Raw genomic sequence first — 24,674 nt, forward strand, 5'->3', positions numbered from 1 at the left:
CATTGCAGAGGCTTTAGTTGTCGCAATACGAGGAGCGAGGCGGCGACCGAGGGTTCGCGGCAGAGAGACGACCGGCCTTCTCCACAAGAGGAAGAAGACCTCCTGGATCTCGTGCGTTCCGAAGATCGCGAAACGTGCGCACGTCGGTGACTAGGACTTCGGGTGAACTCGCGCATACAAAGGCGGGAAAGGACAGTCTGCGTCCTTCCCCGCCTGTTTTCAAGCTGAGGCTATCAGCCGTTAACAGTGTCGAAGGCGTCAAGGACACGCGAGGAATAGACCAAGGCTGCTCCCGCGTTCAAAGCGATGGCAACACCAAGCGCTTCAGCGATTTCCTCCCGCGTTGCGCCAGCTTTTGCAGCTTCGGCCGTGTGGCTGGCGATACAGCCGTCGCAACGCGTCGTGACCGCGACTGCAAGAGCTATCAACTCGCGGGTCCTGGCATCCAGGCGGCCGGTCTTCTGGCCCGCGCCGCCGAGAGTTCGAACACCGTCAAGGGTCGCAGGGGATAGGCCCCCCAGCTCATTCACCCGCGACGACAGTTGCTTCCGGTATTTTGCCCACTCGAGCATTCGAAACTTGTCCATGAAATCGGGACCGCGCGACCAGGCAATTTCCAAGCAAAACGTGCAGATACCGCCCGCAGCGGTGTAGGCATATCCGTGAAGCTTCGTGGGCAGAAATGGTATGTTTTCACGGATTCATGAGAAGGCATCATTCAATAGCGCACCTTCACATGTGCGCTTGCTCGCCTCCTGTACGAGTGCTGCGCATCTTGGCGGTGCGCCCGCCATGTCGAGAGCGATGCGCGCCATCATGAGGGTAATGCGCAACCATTATGAATATTGCTCACGTACCCATGAAATATTGCCGCTTAAGATCATAACGCGGCCGTGATATCTCTTCTTAACGACGCCGCATGATCACCCGGCGATGCCAAGTGCAATGCTGTCGAGCGGCAGTGGCACGGTGATTGTCCTTCTGGACCAAACGGAGCTCCCAATCGCTTCGAGTTGCCAGCTTGCAAAGGCCTGGGACAGCTACTCGTCCGGCCCGCCCATAAGGGAGAGGCGAAACAATGACGGATGCGTCTGCGCAAAGGGAAAAAATTATCCTGGCTTCGGTCATGGCCGCCAATGCCAATCCCGGCTGGCTGACCAGCGACCGGGTCGAGGCGCTGACCGGCGGGCACGGAATGCTCAACATTCCAGTGGTTGCTGCATGCAACGTCATCGCGGCCGAACTTCGCCGTGGCGTGAGCCCGGAGGTCAAATTCGCCGACGCGGTGCGCCAGCCTATTGACGACCTCCTGGCGAAGAGCATCGCGGTTGCAAAGGCAGCGGGCGCAGACGGCGCCAATGCGGCGCTGATCGCAGCAACGCTCCTCTATCTGTGCGGCGCCAATGCACAGGTTGGCATCCCAGCGGGCAACCGCAAGCTCGGTTCTTCTGCGCGGATGATCGCCGGGGTCAGCCGTTCCGGCCTTGCGGCGGTGCCTACAGCCAAGATGAACAACAAGATCTCGGGATTCGCGGCGGTTGCTGCGGTTTATGATGCGATGATGAAGGGAGAACTCTCCCCGATTCAAGGCCGGGACATCCCCGAAGGCGTTGGTGGCGGGGTGATGGTCGGCCACGGAGCCCTCGGCGAGGATTTCATCTTCCCCGGCATGGCCGAAAAGGGGGCAGCTATCGGAACCAAGGCGATGATGGATGCCATGTCCGGTGCCGGCATGCCCAGCCAGAAATTCCTGTCAGCACTTTTTGGCGCGGCAGCGATCCTGGAGATCATCCATCCGGATGCCGACGTGGCGGAGGAGTACGGCCCCTATGGCAAAGTCACCAGTGCGTTTGTGGCCGGACGATCGGCCGCTCGTACTGCCGGCCTGCCGGAGAAAGTGCATGTCCGCATCACCGGCAGGGAAGTCGAGACCGCAAGGCTGATCGGTGATCTTGGGCTTATCCTCAAGGATATCGGCGGTCCCACGGTGATCGGCATCATGGCGCTCGATGAAATCATCTCGGTCTTCGAAGAGGGAATTTGCGGCGCCGGCGCGGGTCCGGTCAATCCGCCGCTCGGCCACGTCTGCGGCGATGCGGTCATTGCGCTGATGTGCCTGTTGCAAGACGGATCGACGGAACAGAGCGTGGCGCGGGCTTTGCGCGATCGGCGGCTCGGCTTCAGCTTCGACCCGGAGACCGCAATGATGGCGATGAATATCGTTGCCCGAAAGGCTACCCAGATTTGCAACGGGCCGGTGACCGAAGCGCTGATCATGTCCTCCACCCCTATGGTCACCAAGGCCCTGCATGCCCGTGCGGCGCGCAGCTATGACGATCTCATGGCCGGCAGGAGCGTCGGCGAAATCGTGCGCGCGATGGACGAGGAACGTCAGCTTCTGGTGGAAGCGCGCGGCTCTGAATTCCTGAGCAAAGCAAAAGGCACCAATATCAAGGTCCATTTCACCAAGATCGGCAAGGGAGCACGGCGATCGAGCAAGATGGCTGCACGTTGGCTTGCCTTCGATCCGGCGCTTGATGCCGAAGTGACCGTCGGCGACGAAACGATCCACATGGAGGGCATCATCAATGCCGTCATTCCGGAAGTCGCGCAGGGGATCGGCAAGGAACGCGCGCCGTTCCTGACGGCGCTTGCGCCGATCGCAAGCGAACTTCTGCTCGCTGGCAATGTGATCATGAACGTCACCATCCCAGCCGTGGTCGCAGCTGCGATGGGCAAATTGAGCGCCTCGGATGCCGCCAATGAGGCTCAATCGGCAGGCCTGATTTCCGCCGGCATTCCGGGCACGAAGGCGAAGGCAGAGGCCGCCGCCCTGGTCGCGGTCGAATCCATGAGGCTTTGATGGCAGACGGCGTCATTCTCCTTATGGCCCAGATCGATGATGCGCCTGGCGAGTTGCTCGGGCATGTCATCGACAAGATGACCGACATGGGCGCCAAGAATGTCCAGCTCCTTTCCAGTCTCGGCAAGAAAGGCCGTCCAGCCTACGTGCTGTTGGTCGACATTAACGCCGCGGACGAGCAGGAATTCGCCTCCCTTCTCGTCGGCGATCTGGGGATTTGGGGTTATCGGGTCCTCGAATCCCAGCACAAGCACTTCGACATCCAGCGCTACAAGACGCAACTCGAACTGAAATGGGCGGGAGGCGGGAGGAGTTTTCCGCTGCGCCTCAAACGCATCCTCAACGATGGCGTGTTCATACGGGCAAAAGCCGAACACGACGATCTTGTCGCCATATCCGCGCAGTTGAAAGACATCATGCCAGTGTCGGTGGCGGTGCTGAAGGCAGCGATTGAGACCACCGTGGGATCGAATGAGCCGGGCGAGATCTTGCGCGTCGATCTATCCGGCCTGCAGCTTGCGCAACGATGAAGGATGGAAGGCCCGATGCATATTCATCTTGATGTCTTGGGCGGCATTGCCGGCGATATGTTTGTCGCCGCGATGTTGGACGCCTGGCCCGATCTGGCTGAAGTCGTGCAAGAAAACCTTCGTCTTGCCGGTTTGGAAGACGACGTAGAGGCTGTGGTGCATCCGCATGACGACGGCGTGCTGACCGGCAGCCGCTTCGATGTCACGAAGATGGGCTCCGAACAGGCCACCGCCCGACCTCATTGCGGTCACCATGCTCATGGGCACGCCCACGAGCATGATGACCATGACCAGCGGCATGGCCAACATCACCATGAGCACGTCCATGACGAGCACCACGGCCACCATCATCACACTCAGTGGCGCGACCCTCGTGCGATGCTTGAGGGAAGTCGTTTGGACGAGACTGTTAAACGCGCAGCCATCGCGATCTTCCATGAGCTCGCCCTGGCCGAAGCCGCGGTTCATGGCAGGGACGTCGATGACGTGACCTTTCACGAAGTCGGCAACTGGGATTCGATCGCTGACATCGTGGCCGCGGCGACACTGATCGACGCAGTGGGCGAAGCAATCTGGTCGGTCGGATCGCTCCCGCTCGGACGCGGCTGGGTGGAGACTGACCATGGCCGGCTGCCCGTTCCAGCTCCTGCCACGACCCTATTGCTGCGCGGATTTGCCTTTCACGACGACGGACGCGCTGGCGAGCGCATCACGCCGACGGGAGCGGCGATCCTGCGCTATCTCAGCCCCTCGAGCGGTATTGGCTCATTCCCGCGCATGCTGGACCGCACCGGCATCGGCTTCGGCACGCGGCGCTTCCCCGGCATGAGCAACGTGCTTCGCGTTCTGGCCTTCACGGCTGAAGCCGTAGTGCAGGATCGCGTCGGTGTCATCCAGTTTGAAATCGACGATCAGACGGGCGAGGAATTGGCGGTCGCCCTTGATCATATTCGTGCAGCCGAAAGCGTCATTGATGTGATCCAGTCGCCGGTCTTCGGCAAGAAAGGACGGATGATGGCCTCAGTTCAGGTTCTCACACAGCCAGATGCGATCGAGGCAATCGGTGAGCTTTGCTTCCGACAGACCACGACACTTGGCCTGCGCAGCCGCACGGAGGCGCGCACCATCCTGCCGCGGCAGGCAGTCACGACCAGCGATGGGATGAGGGTGAAGATCGCCGATCGCCCCGCCGGGCCGACCGCCAAGGCAGAGATGGATGATTTGCAAGCCCTTCATCAGAGCCACAAGGCCCGGTCTGACTTGCGCCGCTGCGCGGAGGCAGAGGCGCTGGAGAAAAGCCATGACCACCACTGAAGTGTTTTTTGGCCGTCTCGACGCGGTGTTCGACAGCGCCGGTCCCGCGGCTGTGGCCATCTCCGGTGGCGTCGACAGCATGACCCTGGCTTTCGTGGCGCACCTTAGGTTGGGCGCAGACCTGACCATGTTCCACGCCGCCTCGGCCGCGGTCCCGGTCAGCGCGACCGAACGGGTCAGGGACTATGCGGCGCGCCATGCTTGGGACCTGCGGATCATCGACGCAGGGGAATTTGGGGACGAACGCTATCTGGCCAACCCTTCAAATCGCTGCTTCTTTTGTAAATCGAATCTGTACGGCGCGCTGTCGTCCCTCTCGAAAGCGCAACTCTTCTCCGGCACGAATACAGACGACCTAGGCGACTGGCGGCCCGGTCTCAAAGCTGCGGAAGCCAATGGCGTGCGCCACCCCTTTGTCGAGGCCGGTATGTCCAAGGCCGACGTGCGGGCGATGGCGGCAGCGCATGGCTTGAATGACCTCGCCGAATTGCCTTCGGCACCCTGCCTTTCGAGTCGCATCGAAACGGCCCTCCGAATCGAACCCCAGGTGCTGCGCGCCGTCGATCAGGTCGAGATGCTGATCAGGCGCGAGCTTTCGCCGGACACGGTTCGTTGCCGTGTCCGTCAGACGGCGGTCGTTGTCGAACTGGATGAAACTACGCTGTCGCGGCTGTCAGACGCCGCTCAGGTGGAACTCGCTCGCAAAATCTCTGATGCTTTCGATTGTCCGCGGCCCATCCACTTCCAGGCTTATGTCAGGGGCAGCGCCTTCTTGCGGAACAAAGCGCATGAACGAACAGATTAGATTGGACTTTCAGCGTTCTGAGCGGCTGGACTTCGATGAGGCCATCCTTTGCGCTCGCAAGTCCGATCCCCAGCTTACCGTAATCATGGACCGGGTGTTGGCGCACGGCGCGCGGTGCCTGATGACCCGCCTCGAACCCGATGTCTTCGCCCGCATGGCGCCCACTTATCGCGAAAGGTTGGATTACGATCCCGTCTCGCGGACGGCTTACCTGAACTGGACCCCTCCTGCCGAACTGGAACCGCCTCGGATCGCGGTGGTGTCGGCTGGCAGCTCGGACATGCCGCAGGCGGCCGAAGTCACGCGAACGCTCACCTATCTCGGCGCCGCGACGAAACAATTCATCGACGTCGGCGTGGCCGGCCTGTGGCGGTTGTTGGAGAGTATCGACGAATTGCGGACCTTTCCGGTCATTGTGGCGGTCGCCGGAATGGATGGCGCCCTTCCAAGCGTTCTGGGCGGGCTCGTGCCCGGCGTGATCATCTGCCTGCCCACCTCGACCGGGTATGGGGTTTCGAACGGAGGAGAAACCGCCCTTCACGCAGCGCTCGCTTCCTGCGCACCCGGACTTGCGGTCGTAAACATCGACAACGGGTACGGCGCGGCATGTGCCGCATTCCGGGCTCTAAATATGATCCGCCGAGCCGCAGCCGCTCCGACTGTGTGACGAGGTTGCGCCGTTGCATGATCCGACTGTGAATTTGTCCAGAAGCTCAGGGAGGTCTCTCCTGCAGTCTTTTCGACGACCAACTTTTCGCGCCAAGGCAAAGCTCGCCACCGTTTATGGTTTTCTGATCATCGCAACTATCGTGGCCTGAATCTGGGCTTGGAATGTTGTCAACGGCCAGCCGGTTCTACTCTCGACAGCCATTGTCGTCGATGGTGTTCTTTACCACGCGTCCGGCCCTCACGATGAGGGATAGGTGGTCGCCCTGGCCGCCGAGCAGCGACATGTTCTCCAGCGGGTCACCGTCGACGACGATAAGATCGGCGAAGACGCCGACCTGGAGCGATCCGACCTTGCCGGTCATGCGCAGCAACTCGGCCGCATAGCACGTCGTGGACCTGATCACCTCGATCGGCGGCAACACCTCGGCGCGTATGGTGAATTCGTCGGACTGGTACTTGTGCAGTTCGCCCAGGAGATCGGTGCCCAACGCCATCGTCACCCCGGCCTTCTGGAGAATTTCGAGCGAGCCTCGGCTGTGCAGCCGGACGTCGTCGAGCTTCCCGACGGACACGTCCGGCAGGCCCAGCGCCTTGGCATCCTTATGCAGAGCTTCGTAGGCCACCAGTGTGGGGCAGGCGATAGCGCCGCGTTCCTTCATGAGGCGGGCTGTTGCCGGCTCGATCAAGTTGGCATGTTCAACCGAGCGCACACCGCACCGCACGGCACGCGAGATCGCCTCGTCGGTGTAGAGATGCGCGGAGACATAGGTCTGAGCGTTCGCCGCCTCTTCGACGATGGCCTCCAGCTCTGATATCGAGAACTGCTGGAAGTTGATGGGATCCGTCGGCGACGACACGCCGCCATTAGCCATCGCCTTAATGAACTGAGCCCCCTGACGGATTTCGTCGCGGGCAGAGTGACGAACGGCGTCGATGCCGTCGCAGATCCGGCCCATCGCGCCGAGACGGTAGGTCTGGGACTCGGCGCTGCGGTTGTCGACGAAGCCGCGATAGTCGCTGTGACCGCCGGTTTGGGAGAGCGCCTTGCCGCAGAAGACAAGACGCGGTCCCTTGATCTGGCCGGCTTCCTCAGCCTGGGCCAGCGGCCGCGTCGCCCCGCCGACGTCACGCACCGTCGTGAAGCCGCGCATCAGCATCTGCTTCATAATGCGCGCCGCGCCGAAGGCGACCGTCACGTCCGGAAGCATCGCCGTGCGGCCAGGGTCGACGGTGATCGCCGTCACATGGACGTGGCAGTCGATAAGCCCTGGCATCAGGGTGCGGCCCTTCAGGTCGATGGTGCGCGCCGCCTTTGAGGAGATCGGCTTCTCGGAGATTTCCGCAATCACGCCATCCGCGAGGCGCAGCCACGCTTCCGACGTCCCGGCGAAGCCGTTTCCGTCAAGCATCCTAGCATTGGCCAGGATCAAATCATCCGCAGGCATGGTTCCTCATTCTTTGTGCTGGCTGGGTGTGAACGAGATATGCGTGTGGCGGACGCTCGCGCGAGAACGCTGCCCAGATGCCTGTCAGGACAAGCAGGTTGTCAATCCAGTCACCTGCAGGAACAGTGCAGAAATCGATGTGCCGATGACGCCGCCAATGTCGTGGGAGACGTGAAGCTGGTTCCCGGTGACTGCGATGACCACGTAACCCACAACGACGATGCTGCGCCCAGCAAAAAGAAGAAGCCGACCGAAAACGGATGCTTGCCTTCGTGTGTGAGCTTGCGCACGACATTGTCTATTGCCGCAATATGGTCTGCGTCAAAATGCATGTCGAAGGCCGAGCATATAGGCCGGGCCTAGCACCTACGAATGAGGGTGCTCGCCCATATTGCACGGCGTAACGTGAGCAGCAGCCTGGACGGGATTCGGTCTTGCCTCAAGTCTTTCATTGGGCGTTTCCGCCGCTTGAAAAATCGAGCCGAAGGATCGCCGACCTGTTAGAAGCGGTAAGTGACGCCTGCACCAATCAACCAGGGGTCTAGCTTGGCCTTGCCTTTCAGATCGGTGCCGGCCACTTTGACGGTAAAATCTGGTTCCAGGAAAAGCTTCTTGACATCGACGTTGACCCCCCAGTGCTGATCCAGCATGTAGTCGAAGCCGACCTGCAGCGCGGCACCAAACGTGTTCTTCACATGGAGAGCATCGGCGCTGCCGACACTTTGATTGTAAAAGACGGTGTAGTTCAGGCCGGCGCCGACATAGGGTCGGAAGGCCCCGAGGTCGGTGATATGATACTGCAGCGTGAGCGTGGGTGGCAGTATCCATACCTTGCCGACATTCCCCAGCGCGCCGATTGCTCCGGTGCCATCAACGTTGGCGTAGGTAGTGGCGAGTATGAGTTCGGCAGCAATGTTTTCGGTGAAAAAATAGGAGATGTCGAATTCTGGCGTCACGGTGTCTGAATAGGAGAGATTGGAACCGGCGACCCCGCCGACGTAACCTGAATCCTTGGTTTTCACTCCCAAGGCGCGCACGCGGATCTGCCACGGGCTCGACGCCTCCACTGTTCCCTGGTCCTGTGCGATGTAACGTTGCGCAGGGTCTGCTGCCAAAGCCTGCTGACCCACCCCCATAAGGACGATGAGCGCCATCGCACCCTGCGCCGCAATCATCCGCACTTTTGTCATCATGTTCTCTCCTGGTATCTGATAACCGTAGACTCTGTCGTTTGCGCGCGCGGGATGATTTCTCATCACGCGCCCATACAGACGTCTGCGAAGAGCACTGCATTTGTCGTGCCAATGAAAAGAGACGTTGGGAAACCGCAAGATTCGCTTCCGACACACTCGTGCCTCGGAGCTGATATTGTCGTGTTTCGAGCCGATATTGTCGTGGTTTGCACAAACAGACTAACGACCGAAAGCACGCGAGAGCTACCCCCGACCCATTGGCAGAGGATGAACGAGACAATCCCTCACGAGGTGGTCGCGATGCGGGTCATGCGAGGTGGGCTCCCTGGCGCGGCACGACATCAAAGCGAACCTGTTGTTCATATTGGCCCGTAGAGTTGTCGGCTTATGCCGCGCAGGTCTCGTCAAGATTCGGGTGGCTCATAGGCCCTCTGGTCATTGAGAATAGGACTGTCGGATTTCGCGTAGAACCCTAGTAGGGGTCCGATATCAAAGATCGTCCCTGGTGGAAGGCGCCGGACGGACGCAGGCCATTTTTCGGTTGAGACGCCGATGCCTCTCGCCAGCGTGCTGGCAAATCGGGGCATCAGCGGTGCGAGTGTCTGCGCCAGGATCGCAGCGGCTGTAGCCTGAAGCGCGAGTGAGGTCCGGGTGCGGGCGGGATAGAGACGTCGCGCCGCTGCATAGTCTTGCGCCTGATGGTAGATCAGGCAATCGCGCACGAAATCGCAGGCCTGAGCGGCCGCGCGACGGAGCGAGAAGCCCTCGTCCGAATAGGCGCGTTCCATCGCCGCGCGATGAGTATCTATCTGAGCAAAAAAGGCGCGGTCGGCCGAAGCCCAGTCGCCTGCGTCGGGCACACGGCCGCCAAAGTCCCGCTGGATGTCCCGGTGCAGCGCAGCAAGCCAATTCAGCCAGATCCCCTGAAATATCTCGTTCCCGGTGCGGCGCAGCGCGTCCAGCGTGAAGTTCGTGCGCTGACCTTCCGGGCGTGTCAGGGCCAAATGGAGACGCACGACGTCGACTGTCTTTGGGTCCAGAACATCCTTGCCCCAGACCGCATGGCCGCGGCTGGTGGAGAACTTCTGGCCGTCGAGCAGGTAAAACTCATTCACGTGATAGCGAATGCGCGGCGTCCAGTGGGAGAACACCTCGCAATAAAGAGCGGGGTAGAGTAGCGCGTGGTAGAAGGAATTGTCGAAACCGAAGAAATGCACAATCTGCCAGTCATTGCTTGGCCTGGCCGCATTCCAGTCGCGGCCTAGTGAGCGGGCTAACGCCTGGATGTTGTAAAGAAAACTGAAAGCCATCTCCGGCCAAACCCAGATCACCTGCCCCGGGAGCCCTTGGGCCGGCAGGCCCCAGGCTGACGGGTGGGTAATGGGCAGCGAAAAGCCGCCACGTTGGCGTAGACGCGCGAAGAGGTCCATGATCCGAAAGGGGGCGCCTGACGACCTTAGATGCCGGTCGATATTGGCATAGCACCGATCCAGCGCAAGTTCGGCACGGCGCACGTAGCCAACCACCGGCGCCTCGGCCGAGTGCCGCGACCGGGCTGCACCTAAGTCATGACACAGGTTCGGCGCGCCGCATTCCTCGCAGATGTTTCCGCCCGCGGAGCCGCCGCAATCGGGGCAGAGGCCGCTTACATCCGGTTCGTAAAGATAGTCGCCCGAAAGAGCATCGAAGAGCGCAGGGCGCTCGCGCAGATCTACCGCCGTGCTGCTCAGAAGATCACGGAAACACGCGGCTTGAAACTCTGCATAAGCGTCATCGCCGAATGTGGGCAGGAAGCTGTGGACCTCACAGTCGAGAAGTGCAAGCGTGGCTCTGATCTCGTCGGAGTAGTGGCGCGCCACTTTTGCCGGCGTCGCTTGATCGGCATCGGCACGCCTCGCGACGTAGCTCTGGTAATCATCGCTCCCAGTCAGGTGGTAGGCTTCGGCCCCTTTCATGCGCAGGAATCGTGTGTACACGTCGGCACCAAAATAAGGGCCTGAAAGATGCCCCAGATGCAGATCGCCATTGGGCGTCGGCGGCGTGGAGAAAATGAAGATCGGTTCGCGCGGAGTCGGGGTCTGTGTAGCGGCATCGAGGGCGGCCTTGCCATCACGCCAGTAGACATCGACGAAGTTTAGATCTTCGTCCCCATCGTTGATCAGCACATGCGCTTCAAAAGGGTGGAACAGAACGACGTCGCCGGCCTTGACCGAGATTTCCCCAAGGTCGGTCCTGACCTTGCCCGCTCCAGACAGGACCACGAAGGCCTCGATTTCGTCGTGCCGATGGGGCTGGGATGTCACGCCCGGTCCGACCTTTCCGAATGAAAACCCGGTGCCAGCGCTCCCCGTTCCAAGCGTGGCCATGTCGATGCCGAACGCCCGGGGACAGCTCTGTTCGAGAAAATGTGGATTTGCGCATGACGAACCTCAGCTGTTGGAGCAGTGGTATCTTCGGCCGTCTGCACAACAGCCTCTGCTGCAAGTCGCGGAGAGACGCGGTAGGCAGCCCCCGCCCGAACATCCGGCTCTTCAGATGAGCGACGACGGGCGCGCCAGTAATGCTGTAGGTGGCGTCAGGCCGCGCGGCGACCACCTCCACAATCGAGGTGCCGAGGCGTCGCAACGGGAAGCTGGCTATGCTCCAGTAGCCGGCAAATCAGAACGCCATACCCTTCTTGCATTATTTGAGCAGTCGATCAGTTTCGTGTGCACGCCTCGCCTCGTTCCGCGAGCTTAATCGCGATAGAAAATGCCGTTTGGGGGCTTGAGGTTGTCGAGATCGGCAACTTTGCCCTCTGGCGGGTTAAGGGCGCGCTTAAGAACGTTATATTCAGCGCGGCTCGGTCCACCGGTTGAAGCCCGTTGGAACACCAAATAGAGCGTCCGCCGCGAACGATTGCTTTTGTTGGGCCTTGAGTAATGCGGTGCGTAATCGTCGAAAATGAAGACGTCGCCAGCCTTCCATGATATGGGTTCCCAGTAGAATGTTTCGGCGACCGCCGGATCGATCACCCCTCCGGCATCCATGGGAAAGACCCCCTTCTTGTGATTGCCGGGACTGAAGAAAAGCCCGCCATTGTCCGGGTCAGAGTCGTCGATCCCTATGGCGACGACCGCATGAACCATGCGGTCGGACAGCTTGTGTGGAATGTGATAGATGTCCTGGTGCGGACGGTAGCCGCCGCTGTCGGGATAGTGAAAAATCAGCAGTTCCTTGAGCCTGCGAGACTCTTCGTCAAGCAGTTCCTCAACGCAGGACCTGATGCGCTGATCTTCCAGGAGCAAGTTCCGCAAGGGGTGGTGGAAGTCGAGAAAATTCTCGGCTTTTGAGGTTATCTTTCGATTGTCCGTCGTCTTCTCGAACCACAGCATCCATTTGTCATCGCTGACGTCCCAGCATGAAACATTGTCGACAAAACTGGAGATACGCTCAACAGCCGCAGGATCGAAGAATCGTTCGAGCCTGACGTATCCATCTTTGTGCCACTTGTCTTTTTGTGTGTCAGTCAACATGCGGAAAGCCTCCTTTTGAAACACTGGTTTGGTCGAGCACCCCAGTAAGGGACTCGGGCCCTGGTCAGCTTCTGTCGCTGAGGGCCCTCCGTGGCTTGCAGGCGATTAGCGGCATGTTCGAAACCAGGCCCGCCGTCTCCGAGGACATCGGTCTCGAGATCAGCAACAATGAGCGAGCGCGCGGCGTCATCTGGTCGCCCCTTCATTGGTTATGGCAATCTTCGATGAGCGCAATCATGGGACGATATTCGGCAGGTTTGTTCGGACGGTACGGTGCATCGAACGTGCCAAAAGGAAAGTGTCATCAAAGCAACGGCAGGAGGTTTGTCATTATGTCGGGTGTCCGACATTCAGGGGGAAAGCTCGCATCTGCCGCCGATTTGCACGTCGTCTTCCTTGCCGCGCTGTGAATACGGGCTCACCAGGACACTGTTCAATGCGAGGGGGCGGCTGGCGGCGAAACCTTCGTCACGCGCAAGGCGAGGCGAGCTGTAGCTGCGATCACGACAGGTGCTTCTACCCCGGTAACCTCGATGCAAAGCGCGACTGGGGCCCGGGCATCTCTACGTCGGAAGGCATGTGGCGCATTCTACAGCCTCACGAGCTAACGATTTTGTGCTCACGACTGGCGAGACATAGTAGGTCGCAGGTTCGTCGAGCTGCCTTCACGCGAATGCAGAAAGGAGATCGTCTGGGACAGCGAAGGCGTTGATGATGTGGGGCACGCAGGGAACTCTCTAGCAGCGGCTGGCGCTGGATTTCCCACATGGCATTGAGCCGCGCGATGATCCACCTCGCACTCGGGCGATGGAAACTCGGAGACACATCCCATTCAGGGACGCCCTAGCCAGCGCTCTTCTTGCCTTCATGATCTCATCGGCAAACCCGCCGCGGCCGAGTGACCGCCGTCGAGTAGCCTTCCAGATGCCGGGCCCAAAGCGGTCCTGGAATTTTGGGCGCTGCCTGCCAGCGTCGCCAAGTGTTTGCGGTTCATGGCGATATCAATAGGCGGCTGCGGCGACCGCTCTAGATGCACTAGCTCCGCGCTCGGCAGCCGTCCCGCAGACTCCCAGCCGCGCCGCTCCTGCCGCGGCCCGCACGGGTCAGCCGTTTCGAAAGGTGTAACCGTAGCCGTTGATCGCCGGCGCACCGCCGAGATGCGTGAAAAGAACCCTCGATCCCTTGGCAAAAAAGCCTTTCTGGATCAGGTCGATCATTCCTTGCATCGATTTGCCTTCGTAAACGGGATCGATGATCATACCTTCGAGCCGCGCGCACAGACGGATGGCATCCTTGGTTTCCGGGGACGGTATGCCATAACATGGGTAAGCGTACTCCTCGAGCAACACCACATCATCCTCGACCAGTTCCATTCCGAGATCGACGAGCTCCGCTGTATTTTGGGCAATATCCAGCACTTGCGCCTTGGTTTGCGAGGGAGTGGCAGAGGCATCGATACCGATGACGTTGCGATGTCGACCGTCATTGGCAAATCCGACGATCATTCCGGCATGCGTCGAGCCCGTGACCGTGCAAACGACGATGAAGTCAAATGCAAACCCAAGCTGTTTCTCCTGAGCGCGCAACTCCTCTGCGAACCCCACGTAGCCGAGGCCACCATACGGGTGAACGGACGCGCCAGCTGGTATCGCATAGGGTCTGCCGCCCCTTGCTTTGACCTCATAGAGCGCCTTTTCCCAACTGCGGCGGATGCCGATGTCAAAGCCCTCGTCGACCAGATGCACTTCTGCACCCATGATGCGGCTTAAGAGAATGTTGCCGACCCGATCGTACACGGCATCCTCATGTGGAACCCAGCTCTCCTGAACCAGGAGGCATTTCATACCAATCCTGGCGGCGACCGCGGCGACCATTCGCGTGTGGTTGGACTGCACGCCGCCGATGGAGACAAGCGTATCGGCATCTGAGGCGATGGCGTCGGGGATGATGTATTCGAGCTTGCGCAGCTTATTTCCGCCAAACGCGAGTCCGGAGTTGCAGTCCTCGCGTTTGGCGTAGATTTCCACCTTTCCACCCAGATGCTTGCTGAGCCGGTCGAGCTTCTCGATGTGCGTCGGTCCAAAGGTAAGCGGATAGCGTTCGAACTTTTCCAGCATGTTCTCTCCGGCGATGCGTGAATGAGCCGAGAATAGCTATGCACATCAGCTAAAGGGGCGTGTTTGGTCTGAGGTCAGCTGCGCTGTCCGACGTCTTGGAAGAGCTTCGTCACATTCCAGCGCCTCATTCGCCGTCCCGACACGCAACGGCAACGTCGGCGTCCCCAATGCCTGTCGCGCCGAAAACTGCGTCGCCGGGATTGGAACGACGGAATGCGGTCGCCGTCGACGGCACCAAGCATAGCATTCCTTGAAAGATCCACCCGATGTTCACGGTTGATCCGAAGTGGCGTGAAACTGACTTTGATCTCGTCATCGCACCTCAGTGGAGCAGCGATATGCCGCCCATCGGAAAGACCGGAGGCACATTGGAAGATTTATTCCTCACCACCTCATCATCATCTGGCGGCTGACATTCCAACTGCGTCGCAACTCCGAAATGTTCGGCCCTTTGGCCAGATCTGCTAGCGCAGCCAGACCGCCAGATCTGAAAGAGCACGCTTGCGAAATAGGCTACCTGGAGGAGCAGCGAACAAGCCAGCGTTGTGAGGACTACTGTGCGGATGGAATGAGAAGCAAAGTAGACAGCCAAAGCGTTGCTGCACAGGACCACCCAAAAAATTCGATAAAAGATTCTGAAGGGCAACGCCGTTCTCCTGGTTTTCTCGCCACATCATGCAGCGACCTTATCGGCCGCAACATGGGTCTGGCAGTTCTTCGGGCAGACGCGGGCGCAGGCTCCGCAGCCGACGCAGCGGCCTGCATGGTCGACGACCATGATCATGCGATTGAGCTCGCCATCGAAGTCGTCGTCTTCGTCGTTGCAGGGGCCGAGGATTTCGCCTGCGTCATCGACGCCGTAAAGGTGCATGACCTCGCGCGAGCAAACCTTAAAGCAGCGTCCGCAGCCTATGCAGGTCGTGCCGTCGATAGCGGTGAGATATTGCGGCATCCATTTGGAGCCGTCGCGGGTGACGAACGCGCTCGTCATCGCGCATTCTCCGATGCAGCGAGATCTCTCTTGGCAGCGTCCCACTCGGCAAAAACGGCGAACGTTCTCTCGGCAATCACCTTGATCTCGGTCCAGTTGACCGGGAGGTCTTCGGCAAGGTCGTGCAATTCCATCTTCGCCGTTCCCGCACGCGACTGCAGCTTGCGGACCTTCTTCAGCAGCTCTTCACGGTTTGACATTAATCCTTCCTCGAATACGGCTTCCATCACGCCAGCGCGACGTCGGGACTGACTTCGGTGTCTGCGGTCGCATCGTCGACCAGTTTCGTACCGGCCTCCGCGAGTTGTCGGAACGTCTCGAAGCCGAACCGGTGGATGTCCGGACAGAACGACCCAACGCCTGGCACCGAAAAGCCCGCGCCCAGAGGCCTCACGGGTTTGGCCTCCACAATTGGCGATGTCGCCGGGTGGAAACGCTCAGCGATCGCAAGCCCGACGGCGCTGTAGAACATGTCGAGCCTCCACAGCGCGTGGGGATCGGGATAGCCCATGCCAGGGATCGCGCGGCCCTTCTTTCTGGTGACGATGAAGCCGGCCAGCAGCGCTGCGTCCGATTTGCCTTCCCATAAGCAGTAGGACTCCTCAGCACGGATCAGCCGCACGAGGCAATTGACGAACGGGGTGGCAAGGGCCGCCTCGTCCTCGTTAATAGCAGCGCAGGTCGCGGCTTCGGCCAATTTCATATTCTCCCCAGTTCAGGCCTCTTCGTCGAATTTCCTTTTTCGGCAGCGCCTGGCTCGGGCACACGTGCGCGGCCGATGCCCGGCTCGGAGCGGGCAATTCCAAGCAATTGACGTCCCGGTGAGCGTTCTTGGACGCGTCTTCGACCGCGAGGCCTTCCACCATGGCGAGAATTCTCGTCCAACATCACTTGCGCCGCTGCGCGGCCGCGGGTCATCGCAAAATTCGAGTTTTGAAACTGCCGCAAACGATCCACCCGGTGCTGCATAGGGCCTACTTGCTGCGGCCACGCCAGGCAAATGGACGAATTGGCCAGTAAACATTCAGATTGACGCCTCTTTTTATGTATTTTTTCGGCCGCTCGCGCTTTGGTGTCGGGGGGAAAATGTTTTGCGAACCCGCGAAGAGAGCGCTGCAACGGCCCTCCCAGCCTTGTAGCTGGCTAGGGCCTGGAGCAAATCCGGTAGAAGGTGCTGTTTCTGTGCGTCCGGAATAAGCTCCGGACCTTCAAGCGACTTCAGTGCCAACCTGAGCAACTCGATCGCGCGATCCTTGTTGCCGCTGTCGTAATAGTACCTAGCGACCGCCGGATAAGACCGGAACTTGGGGCCGTCGCCTTGCGGGGGATTGAGTGCCAAGATGTGTTCGGACAGCTTTTTGCCCATCGCGAAACGCTCAGCAGATGGAAAGTGCGAATGATCGTGCGCCGGACCGAAGAGCTGGCCTAGCGCTGCAAGCATCCAGTTCTCGGAGTTTCTGTCGATTGCGTCGCGAACCAATTCGCGCATGACGGGCCTGCCTTTTTGCATGTCGTGCATTCTGTGAAGTAACAGATGCACATGAGCCAGGCGAAAACTGATATTGTCCGGCATCAAGGCGATGCCCTCTTCGATCGCCGAGAGCGCCATCGTCCAATCCTCTGCCTTTATCGCCGCCCAGAATTTGTCATTGATTGGCTTCTTCAAGCCCTGTTCGCGCGCTAGTGCGCCATTTCTGGCGATCCGCGCCGTGTCGGCGGCTTTCGCTTCATCGCTGGCGCGCCAAGTGCCGTTCAGCACCTTCGGCAAAACCTCATCGAGGTGCCTCGGATGACCGAGAAAGGCGATGTGGCTGTCCCGGTCGACCACGAACGAGGTCGGAATTCCGACCGAAAAGCTGGGCTCCCTCCAAAGCTTGTTCATTTCGTCCGTAGGGTCGAACGCGATCCGATAGTTCAGATCCGGGCATTTTTCGGCCAACCACGCGCCCAACTTGGCTCGGGCCTCAACGGGCGAGGAAGCGTCTTCATCGGCCGCGACTCCGACGACCTCAAGTCCGGCGTCCTTGTATTTTTCCTGCAGTTGCACCAGTTGGAGTGCCGCCGCCGCACATGGTCCGCACCAAGTCGCCCAAAACTCGACGACGTACACTTTGCCGGCCTGGAAACTCGCAAGCGGCTCGCCACGCAGCCAGGTCTCGACCTTGATCGGGGGAGCCTGTGACTCCATCTGCAATGACATGTTGCTCTCCAAGGCTATTGCCAAAGGTTGCGCGACTTTACGCGCGAGCTTGTTTCCCTCTAAGCGAGGGGCACACGGGTTCAAGGAAAGCGAGCATCACCCGTCTCGCGCGTCTGCGCGCAATGAGCGTTTACTCAGTCTTGCCGGCATCCAGTGTTGCCGAATCTCCACTTGCAAAGGCTGTGCCAGTGCGCTCGGCGTGCAGTAAGGGGTAGGTTTCGCTTGAAAACCCACCATGCGACGAAGATGGCCGGTTGTATTGAACCCGACATGTTTGACCCCGTTGTCAGGTTTTGGACATGCATCACGCGCTGCGCGCCGCCAGAAGAGCCTGGCCACGGACCACTCAACATGTATGCCGGCCAAGGGATGAGCAGATGGACATCATGACTGCGTCGGCTATCGCCAGGCTCGTCATCATCGCCCGCTTCGCGCCCATTGGGTTGAGCTTTGTGCCGTTACGGTCCCTCAGGCGGTAGCGGAACTCGGCGTTTGCGATTGCAAGGGACCGCTCCATGCGCGTGCCGCTGTGCCCCCCTTCCGCCTTGCGATTGAATTTCCCGGCTGGTGACATGGGCGTCCTCCGCGACGACGCCGGTCCAGCTGCGGCCCGCCACTACCGCCATCGCCAACGCCGCCATTGTCAGATTGACTATGACGATCGTGGCGGACCGGCCAGGAGTGCTGGTGCCGGCCGGTGAACTCTGCGGGATTCCTGCTTTGTGTTACCTTGTGTTCCGGCGCCCGGGCGCTACAGCGCCCGCCCGGGTGCGAATGCGAGCATTGTCGGATTTGATCAGCCCAGGACCATTCGGCCGCCACGCGGGGTCCGGCCGGACCGACTGAATACACTGAAGATGCGGCGTCCTCGCCGCTCTACCATCTCAGCCAATGACATTATGATTGATGCCATCGCTTGCCGCCCAATCCGGCAAGGGCCCGACTGTCCAGACTCGAAGTCGAGGGTCTTGGCCGCGCGGTACTAGGATTGCGTTGTTCAGCCCCAACCCAATCGTGAGGGCGATCCGTGATTTCGCCCATGCGGATGCCGATGCGGGTCCGAACGGCGCGCCGCGTCGAAAGGATTCTCGTTTTCGACCCGACGCCGACCCGAGAACCCTTGAGACTGCATTGAGAAGCCCGGTACGTCGGCGCGGCCGTTGAGTTCCGCTCACGGATCATCTCGGGCGAGCCATCCTAAGCACACACTGGAGACGTGCGGGATGCCTCGGGCCGAGGCGCTTGTAAATTGTCTCGAGGCGCTCGGCGAAAACGTGCGCGTTTGCCGCGACCCTGGCCGACTTGGCGTCAGGAGAGGCGACCAGCGAAGCAGAGCTTCGAACAGCATAGGTGCCCCTTCGGAACCGTCACCGCGCCAAAAACAGCGGCAATGGCGGCTTTGCTTCTATCCATCTCCTCACGCCACCGAAGAGCCGCTCGCGCAGCCGCCGGCTGCCATAGGCGCCCATGACAATCATGTTGGCAGACGTGTCGATTGCGTGCTGCGCGAGCACCGTTGCCGCCGGCTTGCCGGCGCTCGGCAGCCGGTCGACCGATACCCGAGCACCATGCCGGGTGAGATAGGCAGCGACGTCGGCTCCCGGCTCGGTGCCGTTTCCGGTGCAGGTCACCTCCGGATCGACCAAGGTGAGCCGAACTTCCTCGGCTCCGGACAGCAAATCCAGCGCTTCCCGAACCGCACGGGACGCCTCAACGCGAGAATCCCAGCCGACCAGCACGCGCCGTGGCGACAGAGTCGCCTCGGCACCCTTCGGTACGACGAGCACCGGCTTTCCGGTATCGAACAAGCTGCCGTTGATAACAAGAGGTCCGAGATCGATGTCGTTGAGAAGTGCGGGGCCGACGATGGTCAGGTCACTGCAGAGCGCCCGCTGTCGCACCGCGTCGCCGACGATGGCCCGGTCGCAGTATTCGGTATCGACGTCATGGCAAATCCACAGAGCTCCCAGCAGGTTTTGAATATCCCTGGACGTCTTTTCCAGAATGGCCATGTCGTGTGAAAATTTCTCGATTTGCCTATACCGCTTTTCCAGTTTGGCAATGGCCGCTGCACGTCGTTTTGGCCACTCGGGGATGGAACCGCATAGCGGCGGAGACGCCAAAATAAGTACCGAAAGGTTCGCACCGCCCTCAGCACACAAGCCGGCAGCTATTGTGACGTCCTTATCGGAGTGGTGAGCTCCCGTCACACTGAGTACACTTTTGAAGGCCATGGACTGCTTCTTTTCGAGTATGTTGTACCTGCAGGCGTTTCGAAGCCGCTAGACTTGCCCTCGCGAGGGAGATGGGAAATGGCAAACCGGCTTGCCATTCAGCCATCCGGCTTCTCCAGCGAGTAACCTGCCGATCTGACGGTACGAATGACGCTGTCGGGCGAGGCCGCCTTCAGCGCCTTTCTGATCCGGCTGATATGGACGTCGACAGTGCGTGCACCGATATGGATATTGTTGGGCCAGGCCGCGTCGATCAGCTCGTCTCGGCTAAAGACCTTGCCGGGAGCTTCAAGCAAATGGCGCAGCAGGTTGAACTCGAGCGGTCCGAGATGGATGTCATGGCCGTTACCGCGAACTCGGTAAGCATCGAGCTTCATCTCAAGGCCGCCGCAGCAGAGCCAGCTGCCGTTTTCGGCCCCGTTTGAACCCGGCTTCGGCAGCGCCAGCTTCGTGCGCAGACAGTCAAGCAGCGTGGCCGGCGCGATCGGCCGCACAAAGCTCTCGTCGATGCCTGCCTTCAAGAGATCGAGGTGCTGGTTCTCGGCGCCGGGGGCAATCAGGGCAATAACGGGAAGGCCACCCGTCCGGGGCTCCCTCTTGAATGTTGCGCAGATTGTGGAGCCCGTTGCGCTTGCCGGCCCGCAATCCAGCACCACCGCCTGGAGCTCTCGTTCATCGGCCGCTGCAATTGCTTCCTTCACGCCGCCGGCCGGCTCACTCGTGAAGCCGTCCACCCCCAGAATGTGACTGAGGAACAGGTACAACTCCGCGTCTTTCGAACAGATCAGGACCAATGGCTTCATCGGCGCTACCCCAAGAAGCAAATCGGCCTCGACCGCCCCGGTTGGGTGGGCGGGCCATGACATGTCTTCAACGCCTGGCATGATCCCCTTGCTCGAAAATCGCGTTCATCACGCCCGCGCCACATCGGGATAGGCTTCAATGGCCGCGATCGCATCACCGGCCAGTTTCGTACCCGCCGCCGCAAGTTTCCAGAAGGTCTCGAAGCCGAACCGGTGGACGTCGCGCAGGGTCTTCGACAGAACGACCAGCCGCCCGGCCGTGAAGAGCACGCGCCCGAAGCCCTCATGGCTCATCTCCATCATCGGCGATGCCATCAGGCCGGAACGCTCTTCGATCGCGAGCCCGACGGCGGTGTAAAACATATCGAGCCTCCACAGGACGTCAGGATCGGGATCGCCGATAATCGGGATCGCACGGCGCTGTTCCTTTGTGATGATGAAGTCGCCCAGGAGCTCGGCGTCCGATTTGCCTTCCCATGTTCCATAGGAATCCTGGGCACGGATCAGTCGCACGAGGCATTTGACGAACGGGGTGGCAAGGGCCGCCTCGTCCTCGGCGACATCAGGGCTGACCACGGCGTCAAACATTTCGCCCACTCCTCATTTGAAGTCCTCGTCTTCGAAGCACGGCTTCTTTTCGGCAACGCCTGCCTCCGCCAGCACCTTGCGCAGCCAGGGCGGAGGAGCCTTCCTGAGCATCGTTTGCGTGCGCAACAGCACCTCTTGGATGGTTTGGGGCTGCGGCACTTTGATCGGATGGATTTTCGCCGAAATAACCTTGGCTGCCGAAGGTCCCCCGATAGCAAGACAAAACAGAAGATGACAGCCCTTCAGCGCCGCCACCTTCGGAGCGATGCGATCGTCGCCCTCGCTGCGATGCGTCCCGCTCTCATCGGAAACGTCGTCGAAGGCCACGGCTTCCACAAGCTGCCACTCCTCGCGCGTCACGTCGTAGACCGCAAAGCGCTTGGCCGACCCGAAATGGGCATTGAGGTTCTTCATGTCTTGCGTAGCGATCGCCACGCGCAAAGCGCCGGCTTGCCGTAGCGGCATCGATGCGTGGACCTCGTCAGAGACGAGCGAGAGGCGACGAACTGAGCTCATCTGGCATTTCTCGGTGGCGGAACGGATCAAGCGCCTCAGGCGTCGGCGCATGTCGATTGGCCTGGAAGATGTTGGCAACCTCGAAGATCAGGTCGCGGGTCCCCTGATAGAGGACTGTGAGCTTGTGTTGGCTGCCGAGCCGGTCAAAGATTGGGAAGCCGACGCGCATGAGCGGGATGCCAAGCTGCTGCGCCGCCTGGCGGCCGTGGGAATGGGTGACGAGGAGATCAGCGCCAGCGCCAAGAGCCTCCAAATCGCCAAGATCGCCGATCTGAACCGAGTCCGCCGGTACTTTCTCCAGAATTTTCGACATATTGGTCGTGGTGACCGCCGCCGCGATTTCGGAGCCCATGCCGACGAAGAAAGTCGCGAGTTGGTAGAGTTGGTCTGGTTCGGCAGCGATCGCAATTTTCTTGCCTCCGAAATGGAAATGTCCGTCGAGCAACGCGTCCTGCAACTGCGCCCGGCGCCGGCGCACCCCGGCTGGCACCGGCGCGCCCGAAATCGCTGACAGCAGCGAGACGAACCGGTCTGCGGCCTTCAATCCAGCCAGTGACTGGAACATCGCGTAAGGCACGCCAGTCAACCTGTGCAACAGCTCGGCCGGGCGGCGCATATGCTCACCGATCACAATGCATCGCACGGCCGTGCCAAGCTCGCGGATGTCCTCGACGCTGGTACCGCCATAGGTGGTCGTGACCCAGCGGTCTGGCACTGTACCGTCGAGCGAGCCGGAGACGTCCGGCACAATCGCCGGCTCGAGCCCAAAGCTTTCGACCATGTCGCGCAAATGCTCGATATCGGCGACAGTGAGATTCCAGCCGGGCAGGATCGCGATCTTCTTCGATTGCCGCGCCTGCTCGCCGGGCCGCGTCATCCTTCCGATCATCGCCGTGACAGCCTTGGCCCAGCCCTCTTCGATCGCCCCCTCGAAATCCGGCGTGTTGGCCAGCACGATCTCCGTACCCGCGAGTTCTTCCGCGCGCTTCTGCCCGATATTGGCGATATCCCCTGCGAAATCCTCGCCTCGGGTTTCCGTTAGCGCCGTCGTGCAGACCCCGATCAGCTTTGGCTTTGTGCGCGTCTTGAGATTGAGGATCGCCTCTTCCAGATGATCCGCCCCGCCAAGGATCGTCGCCACTTCGTCCATCGCGGTAGTCTGCAGGGGGATGGCTTCCTTGAAATGCCGCACGAAGAGCACGAGCGCGAAGCTGGTGCACCCCTGGCTGCCGTGGAACAACGGCATCGCACCATCGATCCCAAGAAAGGCCAAGGCTGCACCCAGCGGCTGCGACGACTTCAGTGGATTGACCGCCGCGGCTTTTGCCTGGGGAAGGATGCGGACCATCGGCTTCCTCAACACTCGCCGAAATCGTCGGCCGTCGTGCCGGCGAATTTCTTGAAACCCTGGACGGTCGCGGTCTCGCTTTTCGTGCTCGACGGTTCGTCCTCTGCGACGAGCTGGCACTCCCACGGTGGTGGCTCCCGCACCTGGCGCCAGATCGGGTTGTGGATGGCGAGGTCGATTTGGCGCACGAGTTCCACCATGCCGTCATAACCGGCATAGGGCTGGTGACGCTCCTGGTTGATATCGAGCCAGGGTACCTTGGCCTTCAGTGCGATAAACTGCGTGCGCCCTCCCGACAGCATGATGTCGGCCTCGTGTTTTGAGAGCATTGCGTAAAGCTCGCGCGGTGCCATGGCCTCGAACATGTGGTTTTCGTCCTTGAGTATCTTCTTGATGCGCTCCTTGTCTTCGGGCGTTGATTTCTTGACCGAGGTGCCGACGATCTCGATGCCGATCTCCATAAGTGCGTGGACGACCGACCAGGACTTCACACCGCCAGTGTTGAGAAGCACGCGCTTGCCTTCGAGCCTCGGCCGGTAGGCCGCGAGCTTCTTCCAGGCAATCGACTCCTCTTCAGCAATCAATGCCTCTGTGCGGCCGAGGATCTCCGGATCCGCACCCTTCTTCATGAGCAGTCTGGAGATCTGCCGCAGCGCTTCGGAAGTGTCGGTGATGCCGTAGAAGGAGCCCTCGAAAAACGGGATATCCCAGCGCTGCTCCATCTTGCGCGCCAGATTAATGAGGGCAGTCGAGCACACGATCATGGTTGTCCGGGCGCGGTGCGCTGATGCAACGTCGAGGTAGCGCGCGTCGCCCGGAATTGAGGCTCGCACCCGGATGCCGAGCCGATCAAAAAGCGGCTTCACCAGCCAAAATTCGCCCGAGAGGTTGAATTCGCCAAGGATGTTGATGTCGTGAGGGCCGGCATCGTCGGGCTCGACAGTGCCGATTACATGATCGAGCAACGCCTCGCCGGCAAGCTTGTTGCCGAGATTCTTGGACCCGACGAAGCCCGGCGCATTTATCGGCACCACCGGCAGGCCGAACTTTTCGGCCGCGCGTTTGCACACTGCCTCGATGTCGTCGCCGATCAGCGCCGTCACACAGGTCGAATAGACGAAGATCGCGGGCGGCGCGTAAGCTTCCTTGATCTCGCGGATCGCTTTGAAAAGCTTCCGCTCGCCCTGCCCCATCATCACGTCGAGTTCGGTGACATCGGTCGTGAAGCTTGTGCGCCATAGCGTTGGCCCGGACGAAGCCGTGCCGCGGTTGTCCCAGGAATTGCCCTCGCAGGCGAGCGGTGCATGGACCAGATGCGCGACATCGGTGATCGGCTGCAGCACGATTTTTGCGCCGTCGAAGGCACAGCCGCCGGCTGCCGCCCCGGGGGTCAGCGGCTTGGAGCAGCCCTTTTTGCGCGCCTTGGCGTCCTTGCCGCGGTTGTTTTCGCAGGCAGGCTCGTTGAAGACATCTTGGATTTTGGCATTGAGCGAGGACATTGCGCCGGTCTCCAAAGTCAATCGAGAAGACGGACCGATCGTAA

General features: G+C 60.4%; 23 protein-coding genes and 2 pseudogenes. 7 read left to right on the top strand and 18 right to left on the bottom strand.

What is annotated here, in order from left to right; translation table 11 throughout:
• Positions 1-233: 233 nt before the first annotated feature.
• Positions 234-572, bottom strand: coding sequence for a carboxymuconolactone decarboxylase family protein (locus RFM41_RS30875; RefSeq protein ID WP_320230066.1), 339 nt, complete (start codon positions 570-572; stop codon positions 234-236).
• A gap of 506 nt (positions 573-1,078) precedes the next feature.
• Between RFM41_RS30875 and RFM41_RS30880 the strand changes: the two genes are divergently transcribed.
• The 5 genes from RFM41_RS30880 to larB are packed head-to-tail and all read left to right on the top strand — an operon-like array spanning position 1,079 to position 6,179.
• The gene (locus RFM41_RS30880; protein WP_320253096.1) at positions 1,079-2,863 is read left to right on the top strand and encodes a hypothetical protein; all 1,785 of its coding nucleotides are present in this window, start codon (positions 1,079-1,081) and stop codon (positions 2,861-2,863) included.
• Positions 2,863-3,393 (top strand): nickel pincer cofactor biosynthesis protein LarC2, encoded by a 531-nt coding sequence (gene larC2 / locus RFM41_RS30885; protein ID WP_320253095.1) that lies wholly within the window; start codon positions 2,863-2,865, stop codon positions 3,391-3,393. The genes RFM41_RS30880 and larC2 overlap by 1 nt, the downstream gene beginning before the upstream one ends.
• A gap of 15 nt (positions 3,394-3,408) precedes the next feature.
• A complete protein-coding gene (larC, locus tag RFM41_RS30890; protein WP_320253094.1) occupies positions 3,409-4,707 on the top strand; it encodes a nickel pincer cofactor biosynthesis protein LarC in 1,299 nt (432 codons plus the stop codon).
• Positions 4,694-5,512: an ATP-dependent sacrificial sulfur transferase LarE gene (gene larE / locus RFM41_RS30895; RefSeq protein ID WP_320253093.1), complete on the top strand. Its 819-nt coding sequence runs from the start codon at positions 4,694-4,696 to the stop codon at positions 5,510-5,512. Before larC ends, larE begins: the two co-directional genes overlap by 14 nt.
• Positions 5,496-6,179 carry a nickel pincer cofactor biosynthesis protein LarB gene (larB, locus tag RFM41_RS30900; RefSeq protein ID WP_320253092.1) on the top strand — a complete coding sequence of 228 codons (684 nt, stop codon included), beginning with the start codon at positions 5,496-5,498 and terminating at the stop codon, positions 6,177-6,179. Before larE ends, larB begins: the two co-directional genes overlap by 17 nt.
• Positions 6,180-6,366: 187 nt before the next feature.
• Here larB and RFM41_RS30905 read toward each other — a convergent pair whose 3' ends face one another.
• The 5 genes and pseudogenes from RFM41_RS30905 to RFM41_RS30925 all read right to left on the bottom strand — a co-directional run bounded on the left by RFM41_RS30905 (position 6,367) and on the right by RFM41_RS30925 (position 12,334).
• Positions 6,367-7,626 carry a metal-dependent hydrolase family protein gene (locus tag RFM41_RS30905; protein WP_320253091.1) on the bottom strand — a complete coding sequence of 420 codons (1,260 nt, stop codon included), beginning with the start codon at positions 7,624-7,626 and terminating at the stop codon, positions 6,367-6,369.
• A gap of 52 nt (positions 7,627-7,678) precedes the next feature.
• Positions 7,679-7,980 (bottom strand): annotated as a pseudogene (locus tag RFM41_RS30910) (HoxN/HupN/NixA family nickel/cobalt transporter); the annotation flags it as partial.
• Positions 7,981-8,126: 146 nt separating this feature from the next.
• Positions 8,127-8,819: an OmpW/AlkL family protein gene (locus RFM41_RS30915; RefSeq protein WP_430691583.1), complete on the bottom strand. Its 693-nt coding sequence runs from the start codon at positions 8,817-8,819 to the stop codon at positions 8,127-8,129.
• A gap of 404 nt (positions 8,820-9,223) precedes the next feature.
• A complete protein-coding gene (locus RFM41_RS30920; RefSeq protein WP_320253090.1) occupies positions 9,224-11,185 on the bottom strand; it encodes a class I tRNA ligase family protein in 1,962 nt (653 codons plus the stop codon).
• A gap of 369 nt (positions 11,186-11,554) precedes the next feature.
• The gene (locus RFM41_RS30925) at positions 11,555-12,334 is read right to left on the bottom strand and encodes a phytanoyl-CoA dioxygenase family protein (RefSeq protein ID WP_320253089.1); all 780 of its coding nucleotides are present in this window, start codon (positions 12,332-12,334) and stop codon (positions 11,555-11,557) included.
• 113 nt (positions 12,335-12,447) lie between these two features.
• On the opposite strand from RFM41_RS30925, the gene RFM41_RS30930 reads away from it, so the two are divergent.
• Complete coding sequence (locus tag RFM41_RS30930; RefSeq protein WP_320253088.1) at positions 12,448-12,744, top strand: hypothetical protein; 297 nt, start codon at positions 12,448-12,450, stop codon at positions 12,742-12,744.
• A 693-nt stretch (positions 12,745-13,437) separates the two neighbouring features.
• Here the strand turns inward: RFM41_RS30930 and RFM41_RS30935 are convergent.
• Complete coding sequence (locus tag RFM41_RS30935; protein ID WP_320253087.1) at positions 13,438-14,451, bottom strand: 1-aminocyclopropane-1-carboxylate deaminase; 1,014 nt, start codon at positions 14,449-14,451, stop codon at positions 13,438-13,440.
• Between the two features lie 266 nt (positions 14,452-14,717).
• Between RFM41_RS30935 and RFM41_RS30940 the strand changes: the two genes are divergently transcribed.
• The gene (locus RFM41_RS30940; protein ID WP_320253113.1) at positions 14,718-14,864 is read left to right on the top strand and encodes a hypothetical protein; all 147 of its coding nucleotides are present in this window, start codon (positions 14,718-14,720) and stop codon (positions 14,862-14,864) included.
• Between the two features lie 80 nt (positions 14,865-14,944).
• Here the strand turns inward: RFM41_RS30940 and RFM41_RS30945 are convergent.
• The 11 genes and pseudogenes from RFM41_RS30945 to nifE form a co-directional block, all read right to left on the bottom strand.
• Positions 14,945-15,064, bottom strand: a pseudogene (locus tag RFM41_RS30945) (exopolysaccharide production repressor protein); the annotation flags it as partial.
• 60 nt (positions 15,065-15,124) lie between these two features.
• On the bottom strand, positions 15,125-15,442 hold the full coding sequence (gene fdxB / locus RFM41_RS30950; RefSeq protein WP_320215349.1) for a ferredoxin III, nif-specific: 318 nt from the start codon (positions 15,440-15,442) through the stop codon (positions 15,125-15,127).
• A complete protein-coding gene (locus RFM41_RS30955; RefSeq protein ID WP_320215350.1) occupies positions 15,439-15,642 on the bottom strand; it encodes a CCE_0567 family metalloprotein in 204 nt (67 codons plus the stop codon). The genes fdxB and RFM41_RS30955 overlap by 4 nt, the downstream gene beginning before the upstream one ends.
• Positions 15,643-15,668: 26 nt before the next feature.
• Complete coding sequence (locus RFM41_RS30960) at positions 15,669-16,139, bottom strand: DUF269 domain-containing protein (protein WP_430691582.1); 471 nt, start codon at positions 16,137-16,139, stop codon at positions 15,669-15,671.
• 345 nt (positions 16,140-16,484) lie between these two features.
• Entirely contained in the window at positions 16,485-17,642 is a 1,158-nt protein-coding gene (locus RFM41_RS30965; RefSeq protein WP_320253086.1) for a TlpA disulfide reductase family protein, read from the bottom strand.
• A 1,367-nt stretch (positions 17,643-19,009) separates the two neighbouring features.
• Positions 19,010-19,876: a universal stress protein gene (locus RFM41_RS30970; protein WP_320253085.1), complete on the bottom strand. Its 867-nt coding sequence runs from the start codon at positions 19,874-19,876 to the stop codon at positions 19,010-19,012.
• Between the two features lie 98 nt (positions 19,877-19,974).
• Entirely contained in the window at positions 19,975-20,760 is a 786-nt protein-coding gene (locus RFM41_RS30975; protein WP_320253084.1) for a winged helix-turn-helix transcriptional regulator, read from the bottom strand.
• Positions 20,761-20,787: 27 nt separating this feature from the next.
• On the bottom strand, positions 20,788-21,267 hold the full coding sequence (locus RFM41_RS30980) for a NifX-associated nitrogen fixation protein (RefSeq protein ID WP_320253083.1): 480 nt from the start codon (positions 21,265-21,267) through the stop codon (positions 20,788-20,790).
• 12 nt (positions 21,268-21,279) lie between these two features.
• Positions 21,280-21,783: a nitrogen fixation protein NifX gene (gene nifX / locus RFM41_RS30985; protein ID WP_320223314.1), complete on the bottom strand. Its 504-nt coding sequence runs from the start codon at positions 21,781-21,783 to the stop codon at positions 21,280-21,282.
• Positions 21,749-23,131, bottom strand: coding sequence for a nitrogenase iron-molybdenum cofactor biosynthesis protein NifN (gene nifN / locus RFM41_RS30990; protein ID WP_320253082.1), 1,383 nt, complete (start codon positions 23,129-23,131; stop codon positions 21,749-21,751). Before nifN ends, nifX begins: the two co-directional genes overlap by 35 nt.
• Before the next feature lie 8 nt (positions 23,132-23,139).
• Entirely contained in the window at positions 23,140-24,630 is a 1,491-nt protein-coding gene (nifE, locus tag RFM41_RS30995; protein WP_320253081.1) for a nitrogenase iron-molybdenum cofactor biosynthesis protein NifE, read from the bottom strand.
• Between the last annotated feature and the right edge of the window lie 44 nt (positions 24,631-24,674).

It is taken from the genome of Mesorhizobium vachelliae, assembly GCF_033977325.1.
Classification (GTDB): Bacteria; Pseudomonadota; Alphaproteobacteria; order Rhizobiales; family Rhizobiaceae; genus Mesorhizobium; species Mesorhizobium vachelliae.

Coding starts and splice junctions, on each gene's coding strand:
- RFM41_RS30875 (WP_320230066.1), bottom strand. CDS start 572: ATGCTCGAGTGGGCAAAATACCGGAAGCAACTGTCGTCGCGGGTGAAT.
- RFM41_RS30880 (WP_320253096.1), top strand. CDS start 1,079: ATGACGGATGCGTCTGCGCAAAGGGAAAAAATTATCCTGGCTTCGGTC.
- larC2 (WP_320253095.1), top strand. CDS start 2,863: ATGGCAGACGGCGTCATTCTCCTTATGGCCCAGATCGATGATGCGCCT.
- larC (WP_320253094.1), top strand. CDS start 3,409: ATGCATATTCATCTTGATGTCTTGGGCGGCATTGCCGGCGATATGTTT.
- larE (WP_320253093.1), top strand. CDS start 4,694: ATGACCACCACTGAAGTGTTTTTTGGCCGTCTCGACGCGGTGTTCGAC.
- larB (WP_320253092.1), top strand. CDS start 5,496: ATGAACGAACAGATTAGATTGGACTTTCAGCGTTCTGAGCGGCTGGAC.
- RFM41_RS30905 (WP_320253091.1), bottom strand. CDS start 7,626: ATGCCTGCGGATGATTTGATCCTGGCCAATGCTAGGATGCTTGACGGA.
- RFM41_RS30915 (WP_430691583.1), bottom strand. CDS start 8,819: ATGATGACAAAAGTGCGGATGATTGCGGCGCAGGGTGCGATGGCGCTC.
- RFM41_RS30920 (WP_320253090.1), bottom strand. CDS start 11,185: ATGGCCACGCTTGGAACGGGGAGCGCTGGCACCGGGTTTTCATTCGGA.
- RFM41_RS30925 (WP_320253089.1), bottom strand. CDS start 12,334: ATGTTGACTGACACACAAAAAGACAAGTGGCACAAAGATGGATACGTC.
- RFM41_RS30930 (WP_320253088.1), top strand. CDS start 12,448: ATGTTCGAAACCAGGCCCGCCGTCTCCGAGGACATCGGTCTCGAGATC.
- RFM41_RS30935 (WP_320253087.1), bottom strand. CDS start 14,451: ATGCTGGAAAAGTTCGAACGCTATCCGCTTACCTTTGGACCGACGCAC.
- RFM41_RS30940 (WP_320253113.1), top strand. CDS start 14,718: ATGTTCACGGTTGATCCGAAGTGGCGTGAAACTGACTTTGATCTCGTC.
- fdxB (WP_320215349.1), bottom strand. CDS start 15,442: ATGACGAGCGCGTTCGTCACCCGCGACGGCTCCAAATGGATGCCGCAA.
- RFM41_RS30955 (WP_320215350.1), bottom strand. CDS start 15,642: ATGTCAAACCGTGAAGAGCTGCTGAAGAAGGTCCGCAAGCTGCAGTCG.
- RFM41_RS30965 (WP_320253086.1), bottom strand. CDS start 17,642: ATGTCATTGCAGATGGAGTCACAGGCTCCCCCGATCAAGGTCGAGACC.
- RFM41_RS30970 (WP_320253085.1), bottom strand. CDS start 19,876: ATGGCCTTCAAAAGTGTACTCAGTGTGACGGGAGCTCACCACTCCGAT.
- RFM41_RS30975 (WP_320253084.1), bottom strand. CDS start 20,760: ATGCCAGGCGTTGAAGACATGTCATGGCCCGCCCACCCAACCGGGGCG.
- RFM41_RS30980 (WP_320253083.1), bottom strand. CDS start 21,267: ATGTTTGACGCCGTGGTCAGCCCTGATGTCGCCGAGGACGAGGCGGCC.
- nifX (WP_320223314.1), bottom strand. CDS start 21,783: ATGAGCTCAGTTCGTCGCCTCTCGCTCGTCTCTGACGAGGTCCACGCA.
- nifN (WP_320253082.1), bottom strand. CDS start 23,131: ATGGTCCGCATCCTTCCCCAGGCAAAAGCCGCGGCGGTCAATCCACTG.
- nifE (WP_320253081.1), bottom strand. CDS start 24,630: ATGTCCTCGCTCAATGCCAAAATCCAAGATGTCTTCAACGAGCCTGCC.